Source organism: uncultured Phascolarctobacterium sp., assembly GCF_937920985.1.
Taxonomy (GTDB): domain Bacteria; phylum Bacillota; class Negativicutes; order Acidaminococcales; family Acidaminococcaceae; genus Phascolarctobacterium_A.
This window is the reverse complement of record NZ_CALDXR010000033.1, coordinates 15226-28760: the sequence shown is the minus strand read 5'-3', so window position 1 is coordinate 28760 and position 13535 is coordinate 15226. Positions and strand designations below refer to the sequence as shown.

The following is a 13535-nucleotide window of genomic DNA, read 5'->3' as shown; positions in this document are numbered from 1 at the left end:
AGGCAGAAAATGAGTAGCTTTACTGTTCGCCAAAGTATTGAGGCGATGGAGGAATATGCCGTAGAAAGCGTGGCTGCGGACATTATTGTTAATGCCAACGAAAGCAATTACCCGCTGCCGCAGGAGATTGCGGAAAAAATTACCCAGCGTACCGCACGCTTCCCGTTTAACCGTTATCCGCCGATTAAATCGGAAAACCTGTGCGAGGTTATTGCCAAAGAGCTGGATGTAGATATTGACTGTGTAAAAATCGGCAACGGCTCCAGCGAGCTGTTGGAAAAGGCCTGCTATGTTTTTGGCGGACCCGGTAAAAAGATTGCCGTACCCTGGCCGTCATTTTCCATGTACGGCGAGTACGCTGCCCTTTCCGACAGCGAGGAGGTGCGCTATCCGCTGACAGCCGAAGGCTTTGTTGATGCTGACAGCGTTATCAGCTTTTGCAAGGAGCAGCAACCGTCACTTTTAATTGTCTGCAATCCGAATAACCCGACAGGCAACTATAACAGCCTGGCAGCTATGGAAAAAATTCTTGCTAATGTAGATTGCCCTGTTATTATGGATGAGGCTTACATGGAATTTGCCGATGGCAAGGATCTGGCACCGAATGATTTGCGTCCGATGCATAAGCTGTGGCTGGTAGCAGGCTCTACTTTGAGCTTAGTGGGACGCTACAGCAATCTGATGGTCTTCCGCACCTTTTCCAAGGCCTATGGCTTGGCAGGATTGCGTTGCGGTTACGCAGTAGGTGCGCTGGGGCTGGTGCGTCAGCTGGGCAAGGCACTGCTGCCGTATCATGTAAATGCCTTTACGCTTATGGCCACCAAAACTGTTTATGAAAACAAGGAATTGTATAAAGAACGCATCAAAACAATCCGTGAGGAACGCGATAAATTTGCGGACTGCCTGAAAACCTTAGGCTTTAAGGTATGGCCGACGGCAACTAATTTTGTTACCTTCCGTGCGGAGGGTGAGCTGATGCAGCAGCTCGCTAATGCTTATGCGGCGAAGTTTAGCGAAAGATTGCCGGAGCAGGCGGCAGGAGGCAAGCTGATATTTAAATATCTTTTGACCAACAGTATTCTGGTGCGTGATTTCAGCACGCATCCGGTGCTGCAGGGTTGCTTGCGTATCACCATCGGCTTACCTGAAGAAAACAAGCAGATTATTGCTAAAATCACCGAGCTGTGTGCGGAGGTAAGAGCATGAGAAGCGGTAATGTAGAAAGAAAAACGCTAGAAACAGGCATCAGCGCTGAATGGTGTCTTGATGGCAGCGGTAGCTGTGAGGTTAATACCGGCATCGGCTTTTTTGACCATATGCTGACGCTTTTGGCAAAGCACAGCTTCAGTGATCTGGTGGTGCATGCTGTTGGTGATTTGGACGTTGATAGTCATCATACAGTGGAGGACTGCGGTATTGTCCTCGGCCAGGCGCTGAAGGAGGCTGTGGGCGATAAGGCAGGCATTCACCGTTACGGAAACTGCTTTTTGCCGATGGATGAAGCGCTGGTACAGGTGTGCCTCGATTTCAGCGGCCGTTCGTATCTTGTTTTTGATGCGGATATTCCTAAGGTACAGCTGGGCATTTACGATGCCGAAATGACGGAGGAATTTTTCCGCGCTTTGGCAATGCAGGCAGGCCTCACGCTGCACATCCGCGTGCTTTACGGCAAGAATACGCATCACATCATCGAAGCGATTTTCAAGGGCTTTGCCAGAGCTTTGGCCGAGGCAGTAGCCTTTGACAGCCGTGTACATGGTGTTATGAGCAGCAAGGGTACACTTTAAGACACACTATAAAGCACCGTTGCTTCACATGTGTTGTAAGTTAGCATGAGGGAAAATATATGAGTAAAAAAATAACGATTATAGATTATGGCATGGGTAATCTTTACAGCGTGCAGAATGCACTGCGCGCTATCGGAGCGGAGCCTGTGGTGACAAGCGATGCAGAGGTTATCGCGAATGCTGAAAAGATTCTGCTTCCTGGCGTGGGTGCCTTTGGTGATTGCATGGCAAACCTGGAAAAGTCGGGGCTGATTCCCGTTATTATGGACAGCCTGCACAGCGGCAAGCCTTTTCTCGGCATCTGCCTGGGCATGCAGCTTTTGTTTGAGGGCAGCGATGAAGCACCGGGTGTTAAAGGGCTTGGCTTCTTCAAAGGTCAGGTGCGCTTGTTGCATACCAAGCTGAAGATTCCGCATATGGGCTGGAATAAGCTGGAGCTGCGCAGTCCGTCCCCACTTTTAGAGGGTGCGGAGGGTGAATACGTTTACTTTGTGCACAGCTTTCATGCGGAGCCTGAGGACAGAAGCATTATTACCTCGGTTTGCGACTACGGTATGGAGGTTACTGCTTCCGTAGGACGCGGTAAGGTACAGGCCTTTCAGTTCCATCCGGAAAAGTCGAGCAGAGTCGGCATGCGCCTGCTGAAAAATTTTGTTGAATTATGAGGGAAAAGTTATGATTATATATCCTGCAATAGATATCCGTGGCGGACGCTGTGTGCGTCTGACGGAGGGACGCTTTGATGCGGAAACTGTTTTTGCCGATGACCCGGCGGAGATGGCTGCCAAGTGGGCGGCCTGCGGCGCCGAATGGCTGCATCTTGTTGACCTTGATGGTGCGCTGGCGGGCGAGGGCAAAAACCTGCCTGTGATTGAGCGTATCCTCAAAACTGTAAAAATTCCGGTGGAGCTTGGCGGCGGTATCCGCAATCTGCAAGCGATTGAAAAGCTTTTGGAGCTGGGCGTGGAACGCCTGATTTTGGGCAGTGCTGCCGTAAAGAATCCTGAGCTTGTCAAGGAGGCCTGCGCCAAATATCCCGGACATATCGCTGTCGGCATTGATGCGAAGAACGGCGATGTAGCTATCGAAGGCTGGGGCGAGGGCAGCGGCGTTGCCGCAACCGAGCTTGCCAAAAAAATGGCGGACTACGGCGTGGCAACGATTATCTTTACCGATATCAGCCGTGACGGTATGCTCAGCGGCGTAAATGCCGAAGCGACAGCGGCGCTGGCGCGTGCCTGCGGCGTACCGATTATTGCTAGCGGCGGCGTAGCTTCGCTCGATGATATTCGCAACGTAAAAAAATACGAAAAGGATGGCGTAGCAGGCTGCATTATCGGTAAGGCAATTTATACCGGTGCCGTTAATCTGCCGGACGCTTTAAAAATTGCTGCGGCAAAGGAGGAATAAGATGCTTACGAAGAGAATTATTCCTTGTCTTGATGTTAAGGAAGGACGTGTGGTCAAGGGCACGAACTTTGTCGGTCTGCGTGATGCCGGTGACCCGGTGGAGCGTGCGGCAGCCTATGATGCCGAGGGTGCCGATGAGCTTGTTTTCCTTGATATTACTGCGACATTTGAGGAGCGCAAGGCGATGCTGGATGTTATCAGCAGAACTGCGGCCAAGGTTTTTATGCCGCTGACAGTCGGCGGCGGTATCAGCAGCGTGGAGGATATCAAAAATGCTCTGCGTGCCGGTGCTGATAAAACCTCGCTCAATTCCGCTGCCGTAAAAAATCCGCAGCTGATTGCCGACGGTGCCAAGCTGTTTGGTAACCAGTGCATTGTTCTCGCGATTGATGCACGTAAATGCGGTGAGAACAAGTGGGAGGTTTATGTGCAGGGCGGGCGTAAGCCGACAGGCCTTGATGCTGTAGAATGGGCGAAAAAGGGCGTAGCGCTCGGTGCCGGTGAAATCCTGCTGACAAGCATGGATGCCGACGGCACAAAAAACGGCTATGACATTGCTCTGACGAAGGCCGTGAGTAGTGCCGTAAATGTGCCTGTTATCGCCAGCGGTGGTGCAGGCAAGCTGGAGGATTTCTATGATGTGCTGACAGAAGGTGGCGCTGACGCTGTGCTGGCGGCCTCTGTTTTTCACTATAAAACCTTCACTATTAAGCAGGTGAAGGAGTATCTGCGTTCTCGAGGTATAGAGGTGAGGTTATAATGCAGATCGATATTTCTAAAATTAAATTTGACAGCAGAGGACTTGTTCCTGCTGTCGTTGTAGATGTACGCACGAACGATGTTGTTATGCTGGCGTATATGAATGAGGAGTCACTGCTCAAAACATTGGAAACAGGTTATACCTGGTTCTGGAGCCGTAGCCGTCAGGAGCTGTGGAATAAGGGCGCGACGAGCGGCAATCTGCAGAAGGTTGTGGAGCTGTTCTATGACTGCGATGGTGACGCGCTGCTCGTAAAGGTGGAGCAGCAGGGAGTGGCCTGTCACACAGGTGAATATTCCTGCTTCCATAATCCGCTGTGGCATACTTCCAATCTGCCGGTGCCTGAGGTAGAAGGATTGCCGAAGGTTATCAGCGAGCTGTACCGCATGATTTTGTATAAGCGCCAGGCTGATGATGCAGAGATGAAGTTCCTTATGAGCGGCAGTCAGGATAAGCTGCTGCAAAAGCTGGGCAACGAAATTACGGAAACGATTATCGCGTCCAAGAACGGCGAGAAGGATAAGGTGCTGCACGAAATGGCAGATTTGTGGTATCACTGCCTGGTGCTTCTGGCTTATCACAACATTACGCCGGAGGAGCTGCTGCGTGAGCTTGGGGGCAAGAGAGCGTAAGGAAAATTTTACAAAACCCAATATGTATGGTAGACTATAAACAGTTGCATGGTTATTTTCACTTAGCGAAAAGATCGTGCCTGACTGTGTGAGTCAGTGGCATCTGTCGAGCTTTCGGCAGATGCCTTTTTTATTGACATCGCATATGACACCAAGTATAATGGAGATAGAAAGAAGCTATGTCACAATGGGAAAAGCTACTGTACAAGCTGAAAAAATTATCACCTGATATGCGCTTTGAGGAATTGCAGAAAATATTGGAAAGCTATGGCTACGAAATGCAATCTCCGAGAAGTGGCAGCAGCCATTTTTCGTTTCGTAAAAAGGGCAGAGCTGTTATTACTATTCCTAAGCATAAGCCAATCAAAAAGGTGTATATTAAGTTAGTGAAAAATATTGTGGAAAGCGAGGAAGAAAAATGAAAACTTTAGAAGATTACATGAAGCTGAATTATCGTCTTGAGTTTGAACCTGATGAAGATGAAGGCGGTTATGTTGCTTATTTTCCTGAGCTTCCCGGCTGTATTACTATGGGGGATACTATTGAAGAGGCAGCGGCAAATGCAGTTGACGCTAAGCGTACATGGTTGGAAGTTGCCTTGGAAAATGAAATGGAAATTCCTCTGCCTGAAAAAAAGGATAAGTATTCCGGTCAGTTTAAACTTCGTGTGCCCAAGGCTTTGCATAAGCTTTTGAGTCAGCATGCTAAGCAGGAAGGTATCAGTATGAATCAGTATTGTGTGTATCTGCTCACACGTAATGATGCTTTAAATGCCAAATAGAAAAGACGGCGCGTAACCTGTCATAAAACAGAAATCTGCTGTGCGAAAGCGTGGTAGATTTTTTTATTACCTTTGTAACAATTTTCTTCTCCTGCTATAACCTAAGATACTTTTTTTCGCTAAAGCATTACAAAAGCATTTAAATATAGTATAATGATAACATATTATTTTCTGGCACTATTTTAGGGAGAGGTGTAATTACTCATGGATGAAAGAAATAATAAGCCTGTGCCGCAGCTGATAGAGGTGGAGCCAATGCAGGATGGCTACCGCTGGGTCGCAATTACGGCGATGCTGCTGGCAATCGGTATTATTCTGCACACTGTAAGTCCTAACGTCGGCGGTGTAACGCCTAACTGGACAATTGCTATGTATTCTATTGTTATCAATCTGACGCGTCCTAAGCTGTCTCAGGCTATCGGTATCGGTTTTATCGCCGGTCTGACGCTGGTGCCGTCCTCCAAATCGGCTTTCCCGCTGGGCAATGTTGCCAGTGAGCTGGCCGGTGCGACTGTCTGCTGCCTTTTGGTTGAGGCTATGTTCAAAACCGGTATCAGCGAATGGAAGCTGCGTCCGTTTATCACTGGCTTTGTTGCTACGATGACCAGCGGCGGTCTGTTTACTTTTATTCTGAAGCTTATTTTAGGCCTGCCGCTGCACGTATGGATTTATGCTATGCTGCCGGTTGTTGCGATTGTAGGCCTGCTTAACGGTCTGATAACCTTCTTCCTGTATGCTCCCGTGCGGAAGCTGTTTTACTTTCAGGAGGATGAAAAATAATGGAAAGCGTAATCAACTTAGAGAATTTTTACTTTGCCTATAAAAAATCGGATTTGGTGCTGCGTGATATCAACTTTGAAATCAAAAAAGGCAGTTTCACCGTTATCACCGGACCGAGCGGTGCCGGCAAGACAACGCTGTGTAAGGCTATGACCGGTATCGTCCCCTATTACATGGGCGGACGCTACAGCGGCGATGTTAAAATTAACGGCGAAAGCACTAAGGGCAAACGCGTTAGTGATATTGCCATGCGCGTAGGCTTTATTATGGAAGACTACGAAAGCCAGCTGGTTTCCCTGACTGCCGGTGAGGAAATTGCCTTCAGCCTGCTGAACCACGGCTTTGCGCCGCATGAGGTTGAAGAGCGCACCAGACAGGCACTGGAGGATGTAGGTCTGCCGGGGCGCGAAAGCTATCAGCTGGACGAGCTCAGCGGCGGTCAGCGTCAGCGTCTGCTGCTGGCTGCAACGCTTGCCGTGCATCCGGAGATTATTGTGCTGGATGAGCCTGTATCCGCAATGGACCCGGATGGTGCACGTTCCCTGTATAAGCTGGTAGATAAAATCCATAAGCAGTATGGTACAACAATTATTGCTGTTGAGCATCGCGTGGATTATGTGCTGCCTTATGTAACGGATATGATTGTACTGAATGAGGGCGAGCTGGTGGCGGCTGATACCTTTGAGGCTGCAGCTCCTAAAATGTATGAAAATCCCGTATTACGTCCGTTGCTGCCGTCACTGTGGCAGATTAAGCTGGGCCTGGAGGAAAAGCTTGGCGTGGATTTGGGCGATTGGCGCAGCGAAGAGGATGCGCTGGCTGATTTTCGCACCTATGGGATTGTTGCGGCAGAAGGGAGAGCTGACTGATGTTAGAAGCAAAGGATGTCAATTTCGCTTACATGCGTGGGCAGCCTGTAATCAAGGATATGGATTGCAAGATAGAGGACGGAGAATTTGTGGCGCTGCTGGGACATAACGGCAGCGGCAAAACAACCTTGAGTCGTCTGTTTATGGCACTGTGCCATCCGCGCAGCGGCCAGGTTTTTGTTGACGGCGAGGATATCGTTAAGCGTGAGCCGGCAGATTTAGCCGACAAAATCGGTTACGTATTCCAAAACCCGGACCTGCAGATTTTAGAGGATACAGTATTTGATGAGGTTGCTTATGGTCCGCGTGCCAAAAAGCTGACGGAAGCAACTATAGAGCGTCAGGTAAACGAAGCGCTGGAGGCGATGGGGCTGACAGAGCTGAAGGGCGAGTATCCGCGTTTGCTGTCCTTTGGACAGAAGCGCCGCCTTGGCGTAGCAGCGGCTTTGGCGCTTAATCCGCGTACACTGATTCTGGACGAGATTACTAATGGCCAGGATGCGTTGGAAAAGGAAGCTATGATGAGCTACCTGCAGGCAATCAATGAAAAGCGCGGTATTACGATTGTGCTGATTTCGCATGATATGGATATTGTACGTCGTTATGCTAAGCGTGCGATTGTACTGCATTACGGCAAGCTGGTTTACGATGGTACGCCGGCGAAGCTGTTTGACGGCAGCCAGCCTGTAGAGCGCTGGGGCCTGTGCCGTCCTACGGTAGCAGCGTTAGCTGCTTCTTTGGGCATTGAGGCCGCAACTGCCGAAGAATTTTGCAAGCAAGTTATTTGTAAGGAGGGAAGCAGATGAAGCTGACAGCCTTTACACAGATTATAGTTACTCTGGCAGTTACTGCCTGGGTATTCATTCTGCCGGTAGAAGCGGTAGCTACGATTCTTGTTCTGGAGCTGGCGCTGCTGCTATACATTAAGCATGACAGAATGACGATGGCTGCAATCGGCGGCCTGGCAGTTTTCACCGGTATGATGATTTTACTGCAGCTGCTTTTCGGCTCTCCACTTGATGTATCGCTGATTGGTGGCCTGCGCATGCTTGTTATGACGATGGCGTTTTTGTGCCTGTTGGCAGCGAGCCGAATTCAGGATATTGCCAAGGCTTTGGTAGACCGTTTCCATATGCCCTGCGAATATGCCTTCATGCTGACTACGGCACTGCGCTTTGTGCCTAACTTCCTGACTGACAGCGGTATTACGCTGGATGCACAAAGCTGTCGCGGCTATTCTAACCGTGGCAATATGTTCAAGCGTTTCTTCGCTTATCTGGTTGTTATTCGTCCGCTGGTTATGCGTGCGGTAGCCAAATCGGAAACACTGGCGCTTTCTATGGAGCTGAAGGGCTTTGGCGGCAACACCTACAAGAATATGCCGCCGGCACCGCTGCGCTTCGGAGATATTTTCGTACTCCTTCTGGTAGTAGTGCTGAGTACCTATCCGCTGTGGATTAAATACCTTTAAAAAATAAAGAACTGCGAAAGCTCTGTGCAGTGTATTGCTGTACAAAGCTTTAGCAGTTCTTTTTTGTTGCGTAAACAATTTTTATTCTCCCTTGGTCTGGAATTCGGCAATGGCAGGATTAATCAATGCCATATAATAACCGGCGACAACCTCGGGACCGGGATTCATTTTGTTTTTGAGCCACCAGCGTATCATGCCGACAAAGCTGCTGGTGAGGCTGTTGATTAAAAAATCCTCGGGCACTCTTTGAGAGTATTCATTATAGGAGCCGCTCATCTTGATGCTGACATTCTGCAGCATATAATCACGGAAGAAGCGTAAGAACAGCGTACCGTCATCGTAGTTGATGATACCCAGGTAGTATTCGCGCTTGTCGCGCAGGTGGTAAAGAATGTGCGTAATACGTGTTTCTGTGTTTTGCGGCATATCGGAAAAATTATGTGTGGAGCAGGGAGGAACAACCGGACTGAAAATATGGTCGAAAAGCTCGAAGCAGATTTGGCGTGCCAGATCATCCTTGGTTTCGAAGTGGCTGTAGAAGGTGCTGCGTCCGACGTTGGCTGCATCGATAATTTCCTTGACGCTGACTTTTTCATAGCTCGTTTTGGTAAGCAGTTTGACAAAGGCATCGATAATTGCCTGCCTGGTCTTTTTTTGTCTTCTGTCCATGGTATGCAATGCTCCTCTCCCGATAATGTACAATTTATGAAAAGTGTTCATTAAAGTACGAATTTCGATTTTTGTAGATAGATTTTTTACCCAACTTAGATTATCATATACATAGAGTTTAGTCAAGAACTTGACTTCGCTTCATGATATACTCATACTCATCAAAAAACGTAAAAGGCGTCCGGCGGCAAACGGACGCTTTTTGCGTTGTGCGCAAAAAATACAAAGCCCCGCGGCCATATGGCCTGCGGGGTTTTGCTTTTGATGAGTATTGAGTAGAAAAAAGGGGTTGAGCTGTATAGCTTGTGTTGCCGCACAAGCTACAGAATATGTTGTAAAAAGCTCCCAGGGGATGAAGCTTTTTACGGTTATATTGAAGGGAAAGAGGATTAATTAATTTTTACTATTTTTGTCTTGTGTTAATCCTGAGGCGGTTGGGGAAATTCGCCGTTGTGATGTCTGTAACCGTGGAATTCTTCCTTATGGTGCTTGTAGCCACGGTATTCACCTTTATGATGTTTGGGCGGCTTCGGCGGCAGCGGTCTGTTGGCTCTTACAGCCTCGCGCTGCTCGGGAGTCATATGCTGCAGACGCTCGTGGCGTGTCTGGCGCTGCGCCATATCGTCCTTAATGAACTGCTGTACTTCGGCCTTTTGCTCGGAAGTGAGCTTAGACATAGTTTCTTTGGCGTACTTTTCATGAGCTTCCTTGCGCTCCTTACGCATTTTCTCTACAGCTTTTTCACGCTGCTCGGGTGTCATGCTCTTCCATTCTTCACGCATTTTTTGGCGCTCGGCACGCTGTTCCGGTGTAAGCTTAGGACCTTGGCGATGCATTCTGTGAACCGGCGGCGGGCAGGGACGGTCTGTGTCATTTTCGTGCAGAATAGCATTTACACGCTCGCTCATAGAAGGCTGCGGCGGACAATCTGCAGAGGCAGCAAAAGCGCTGGTGCAGAAGGCTGTTAAAACTGTACCGGTAACGAGAATCTTTTTCATGTTCAACATCAGAATCACTCCTTATATCTTTAAATCGTTTAGTGGAATCTTGCTTTGCTTAAGGCCCGGCTTTTAGCAGTTCCTTAACTTTGCTTATATTGTACAGGCATTTTATGACTTTTTTATGTTTTTAGACTTAATTTAAGCTGAAAAATATCTTTTTTTGCGTCATACTTTTAACACACATAGACGTTAAAATGTAATATAATGAAAGAAAAGCAGCTTAAGGAGGTTCCGCAATGAAGAAAATACTTATCGCTGATGATAATAAACAGATTACGACAATTTTATCCGGTTATGCCAAGAAGGAGGGCTTTGAGCCGGTTGTTGCGCTGGACGGAGCAGAGGCACTGGATAAATATCTGCAGTATGAGCATGAAATTGCTGTCGTGCTGCTGGATGTTATGATGCCGGAGATAGATGGCTTTGAGGTTTGCCGCCGTCTGCGCAAGGAATCCATGGTGCCTATTATTATGATTACGGCGCGTGGTGAGGATTACGACAAGATTATGGGTTTGGATATCGGTGCGGATGATTATGTGATTAAGCCGTTCAGCGCACCGGAGGTGATGGCCCGCGTGCGTGCGGTACTGCGTCGCCTGGGCGCTCAGGAGCCGGCGAACGCTCAGACTCTGTCTTATGCAAATCTGTACATTAACTTGGAAAAATACGCAGTGCAGATTAACGGTGAGGATGTGCCGCTGACAAAAAAGGAAATCGAGCTTTTATGGACACTGGCAAAAAATTCTACGAAGGTTTTCAGCCGTGATAATCTGCTGGACAGCATCTGGGGTTACGATTATTTCGGTGACAGCCGTACTGTCGATTCGCATATCAAGCGCCTGCGCGCCAAGCTGGATAAGTACGAGCACCCTCTGTGGGAAATCAAAACTATCTGGGGCGTAGGCTATCGTTTTGAGGGACACAAGGATGAATAATAAAATTGCTTTAAAGCTGACACTGTATTTTTCTGCGGTGCTGCTTGTTTTTGCGCTGATTATCGGCGGCGTTTTTTACCAGTTCTTCAAACAGCAGACGATTGAAATCAAGGAAAAGGAAATGCGTCTGCGGGCGGAGAAAATTGCCGAAGTGCTGAGTGATAATATGGAGCGCATGGAAAGCCGTCACGGTGACGGTATTGCCAACAGCAAATTTATCAGCTATCTGGATAATGTGACGCAGGAAATCGTCTGGGTGGTAGACAGCAACCGTCAGCTGAGCATCAATAAGGACAGGGTACAGCGTCAGCGTCGTGAGGTACAAAAGCATCATGAGCATAGCGGCTTTGGCCTTTTTAAGCGTCCGCTGCCGCCGATTGCCTGGAAGGAACCGCCTAAGACTTCTAAGGAAGCCTACGAAAGACTTCCTGCACAGGTCAGGGAAAAGGTTGAAGAGGGCTTTAGCGGCAAAGAATTTATTATAGAAGAATATAATCCTGTTCTGGATGGCATTATGCTGACTGTAGGCAGACCGATTTATGACAGCAAGGGACAGGTAAAGGCTGTGCTTTTGCTGCATTCTCCGGTAGCAGGATTGCAAGATGCTATCTGGTCCGGTCTGCGCATTCTGCTTATCAGTCTGCTGGTGGCAATGGCTTTGGGCATGTTGCTTTCGGTAGTGCTCAGCTGGCGCTTTACCGGCACGATAGAAAAAATGAAAAAAATTGCCGAGCGTCTGGCGGAACGTGATTATAGCGCCCGCACCAACATTAAGCAAAATGACGAAATTGGCGAGCTGGCACGTACACTTGATGTTTTGGCAGAACGTCTGGAGCTGGCAGATGCCGAAAGCCAGAAGCTGGAAAAGCTGCGCCGCGAGTTTATTGCCAACATTTCGCATGAGCTGCGCACGCCTGTAACGGTTATCCGCGGCAGTCTGGAGGCCCTGCGCGACGGTGTAGTTACGGAAAAGGCGGATGTAGAGGAATTCCATGAGCAGATGTATAAGGAAAGCCTGTTTTTGCAGCGACTGATAAATGATCTGCTGGATTTGTCGCGTTTGCAGAATACAGATTTTCCGATTGAAAAGGCTCCGTTGAACTTTGTCGATGTTATGCATGATGCAGTGCGCAGCGGCAGGCAGCTCGGTGCTGATAAAAAGCTGCAGATTACAGGCAGTGCGGATAAGGACATTTACATGCTGAATGGTGATTACGGACGCTTGCGGCAGATGCTGATGATTTTTTTGCATAACAGCATCAAGTTTTCACCCGAAGGCAGTGAAATTAAGCTGGAGCTGGCAGGCAACAGGCTGAAGCTGATTGATCATGGCTGCGGTATTAAGGAAGAGGATATTCCGCATGCCTTCGACCGCTTTTATAAGGCGCGCAATGAGCATAATAAGAGCGGCAGTGGCTTGGGACTGGCAATCGCCAAGCAGATTGCCCAGCGCCATGATATGCAGCTGGAGCTACAGAGCAAGCTCGGCGAAGGTACAACGATTATTATCAGTCTGCCGCCCGAGCTGAAGGAAAAGGAGTATGCAAATGAATAAGATGAATTACGGCTGTGACGGCCTTTGCGTTGCTATCAGCGGCGGTACGTCGGGCATCGGGCTGGCGGCGGCGCTGCGTTTTTTGGCAGATGGTGCGCGGGTATATATTTTGGGACGTTCCGTAGAGCGCGGTGCGCAGGCTTTGCGTTATCTGGAGGAGCAGACCGGGAAACAGGCAGTGTATATTGCCTGTGACGTGACGAAGCAGGCTGAATGCAAGGCTGCAGTGGCAAAGATTGCCGAGCAGGAAGCTAAGCCTGACTGGCAATTGAATATTTTGGTCAACAGCGCCGGCTTTTATCGCGAGCAGCGTCTGGAGCAGCTGACGGAAGCAGATTTTGATGCGATGATGAACGTCAACGTCAAAGGCATGATGTTCTTGACGCAGGCAGCACTGCCTTATCTGCGCAGTAAAAGCAGCGTGGTAAATATTGCGTCGGATGCTGCTGTCAGCGGCAATTACGGCTGTGCGCTTTATTGTGCGACTAAAGGCGCGGTAGTTGCGTTTACCAGAGCGCTGGCGCTGGATTTGGCGCCGAGCGTGCGCGTGAACTGCGTCTGTCCGGCAGACGTGGATACGCCGCTGCTGGCGCAGCAGCTTGCGGATGCGAATGGCGGTTATACACTGGCGGATGTAGCTGCAGCCTATCCGCTGCAGCGGATTGCTGCAGCAGGTGAGATAGCGCACGTAATCTGCAGTCTGGCGTCACCTGCCAACAGCTTTATGACCGGCAGCATTGTAACTGTTGATGGCGGTCTGACGGCCGGATGAATATTGTTAATATTGTTTTTATGTAAAACAGGTAAAGAGCAGGTAAAGAATTTTTCTTTGCCTGTTTTTTATATACGCAAACGAATATAAGTGATATAATTAATGTATTAAAG

General features: G+C 48.9%; 17 protein-coding genes. 15 read left to right on the top strand and 2 right to left on the bottom strand.

All coding sequences use genetic code 11. The features are described from left to right. The first annotated feature begins 9 nt into the window (after nucleotides 1-9). The 12 genes from Q0612_RS05980 (at nucleotide 10) to Q0612_RS05925 (ending at nucleotide 8490) form a co-directional block, all read left to right on the top strand. On the top strand, nucleotides 10-1206 hold the full coding sequence (locus tag Q0612_RS05980) for a histidinol-phosphate transaminase (protein ID WP_298882056.1): 1197 nt from the start codon (nucleotides 10-12) through the stop codon (nucleotides 1204-1206). Then, complete coding sequence (gene hisB, locus Q0612_RS05975; protein WP_298882053.1) at nucleotides 1203-1787, top strand: imidazoleglycerol-phosphate dehydratase HisB; 585 nt, start codon at nucleotides 1203-1205, stop codon at nucleotides 1785-1787. Before Q0612_RS05980 ends, hisB begins: the two co-directional genes overlap by 4 nt. Before the next feature lie 59 nt (nucleotides 1788-1846). After that, nucleotides 1847-2452 (top strand): imidazole glycerol phosphate synthase subunit HisH, encoded by a 606-nt coding sequence (gene hisH, locus Q0612_RS05970; RefSeq protein WP_298882050.1) that lies wholly within the window; start codon nucleotides 1847-1849, stop codon nucleotides 2450-2452. A 10-nt stretch (nucleotides 2453-2462) separates the two neighbouring features. Further along, a complete protein-coding gene (gene hisA / locus Q0612_RS05965; RefSeq protein WP_293829217.1) occupies nucleotides 2463-3197 on the top strand; it encodes a 1-(5-phosphoribosyl)-5-[(5-phosphoribosylamino)methylideneamino]imidazole-4-carboxamide isomerase in 735 nt (244 codons plus the stop codon). A gap of 1 nt (nucleotide 3198) precedes the next feature. Then, nucleotides 3199-3957 carry an imidazole glycerol phosphate synthase subunit HisF gene (gene hisF, locus Q0612_RS05960; RefSeq protein WP_021719142.1) on the top strand — a complete coding sequence of 253 codons (759 nt, stop codon included), beginning with the start codon at nucleotides 3199-3201 and terminating at the stop codon, nucleotides 3955-3957. Continuing rightward, nucleotides 3957-4589 carry a bifunctional phosphoribosyl-AMP cyclohydrolase/phosphoribosyl-ATP diphosphatase HisIE gene (gene hisIE / locus Q0612_RS05955; RefSeq protein ID WP_021719141.1) on the top strand — a complete coding sequence of 211 codons (633 nt, stop codon included), beginning with the start codon at nucleotides 3957-3959 and terminating at the stop codon, nucleotides 4587-4589. The genes hisF and hisIE overlap by 1 nt, the downstream gene beginning before the upstream one ends. A 179-nt stretch (nucleotides 4590-4768) precedes the next feature. Further along, a complete protein-coding gene (locus Q0612_RS05950; protein WP_293389878.1) occupies nucleotides 4769-5011 on the top strand; it encodes a type II toxin-antitoxin system HicA family toxin in 243 nt (80 codons plus the stop codon). After that, nucleotides 5008-5370 (top strand): type II toxin-antitoxin system HicB family antitoxin, encoded by a 363-nt coding sequence (locus Q0612_RS05945; RefSeq protein ID WP_298882039.1) that lies wholly within the window; start codon nucleotides 5008-5010, stop codon nucleotides 5368-5370. Before Q0612_RS05950 ends, Q0612_RS05945 begins: the two co-directional genes overlap by 4 nt. A 204-nt stretch (nucleotides 5371-5574) precedes the next feature. After that, nucleotides 5575-6150, top strand: a complete 576-nt coding sequence (locus tag Q0612_RS05940; RefSeq protein ID WP_293692665.1) for a tryptophan transporter — start codon at nucleotides 5575-5577, stop codon at nucleotides 6148-6150. Then, complete coding sequence (locus Q0612_RS05935) at nucleotides 6150-7019, top strand: energy-coupling factor ABC transporter ATP-binding protein (protein WP_293829220.1); 870 nt, start codon at nucleotides 6150-6152, stop codon at nucleotides 7017-7019. Before Q0612_RS05940 ends, Q0612_RS05935 begins: the two co-directional genes overlap by 1 nt. Then, nucleotides 7019-7825 (top strand): energy-coupling factor ABC transporter ATP-binding protein, encoded by an 807-nt coding sequence (locus tag Q0612_RS05930; protein WP_021719138.1) that lies wholly within the window; start codon nucleotides 7019-7021, stop codon nucleotides 7823-7825. Before Q0612_RS05935 ends, Q0612_RS05930 begins: the two co-directional genes overlap by 1 nt. Continuing rightward, nucleotides 7822-8490 (top strand): energy-coupling factor transporter transmembrane component T, encoded by a 669-nt coding sequence (locus tag Q0612_RS05925; protein ID WP_293692662.1) that lies wholly within the window; start codon nucleotides 7822-7824, stop codon nucleotides 8488-8490. The genes Q0612_RS05930 and Q0612_RS05925 overlap by 4 nt, the downstream gene beginning before the upstream one ends. A gap of 81 nt (nucleotides 8491-8571) precedes the next feature. On the opposite strand, the gene Q0612_RS05920 is transcribed toward Q0612_RS05925, so the two are convergent. Both Q0612_RS05920 and Q0612_RS05915 read right to left on the bottom strand, forming a co-directional pair. After that, nucleotides 8572-9159, bottom strand: coding sequence for a TetR/AcrR family transcriptional regulator (locus Q0612_RS05920; protein ID WP_293847658.1), 588 nt, complete (start codon nucleotides 9157-9159; stop codon nucleotides 8572-8574). Nucleotides 9160-9578: 419 nt separating this feature from the next. Further along, nucleotides 9579-10166, bottom strand: a complete 588-nt coding sequence (locus Q0612_RS05915) for a hypothetical protein (RefSeq protein ID WP_293847656.1) — start codon at nucleotides 10164-10166, stop codon at nucleotides 9579-9581. A gap of 230 nt (nucleotides 10167-10396) precedes the next feature. Between Q0612_RS05915 and Q0612_RS05910 the strand changes: the two genes are divergently transcribed. The 3 genes from Q0612_RS05910 to Q0612_RS05900 are packed head-to-tail and all read left to right on the top strand — an operon-like array spanning nucleotide 10397 to nucleotide 13422. Beyond that, nucleotides 10397-11095: a response regulator transcription factor gene (locus Q0612_RS05910; RefSeq protein WP_293823414.1), complete on the top strand. Its 699-nt coding sequence runs from the start codon at nucleotides 10397-10399 to the stop codon at nucleotides 11093-11095. Continuing rightward, a complete protein-coding gene (locus Q0612_RS05905) occupies nucleotides 11088-12650 on the top strand; it encodes a cell wall metabolism sensor histidine kinase WalK (RefSeq protein WP_298882025.1) in 1563 nt (520 codons plus the stop codon). The genes Q0612_RS05910 and Q0612_RS05905 overlap by 8 nt, the downstream gene beginning before the upstream one ends. Next, complete coding sequence (locus Q0612_RS05900) at nucleotides 12643-13422, top strand: SDR family NAD(P)-dependent oxidoreductase (RefSeq protein ID WP_298882022.1); 780 nt, start codon at nucleotides 12643-12645, stop codon at nucleotides 13420-13422. The genes Q0612_RS05905 and Q0612_RS05900 overlap by 8 nt, the downstream gene beginning before the upstream one ends. Nucleotides 13423-13535 lie beyond the last annotated feature (113 nt).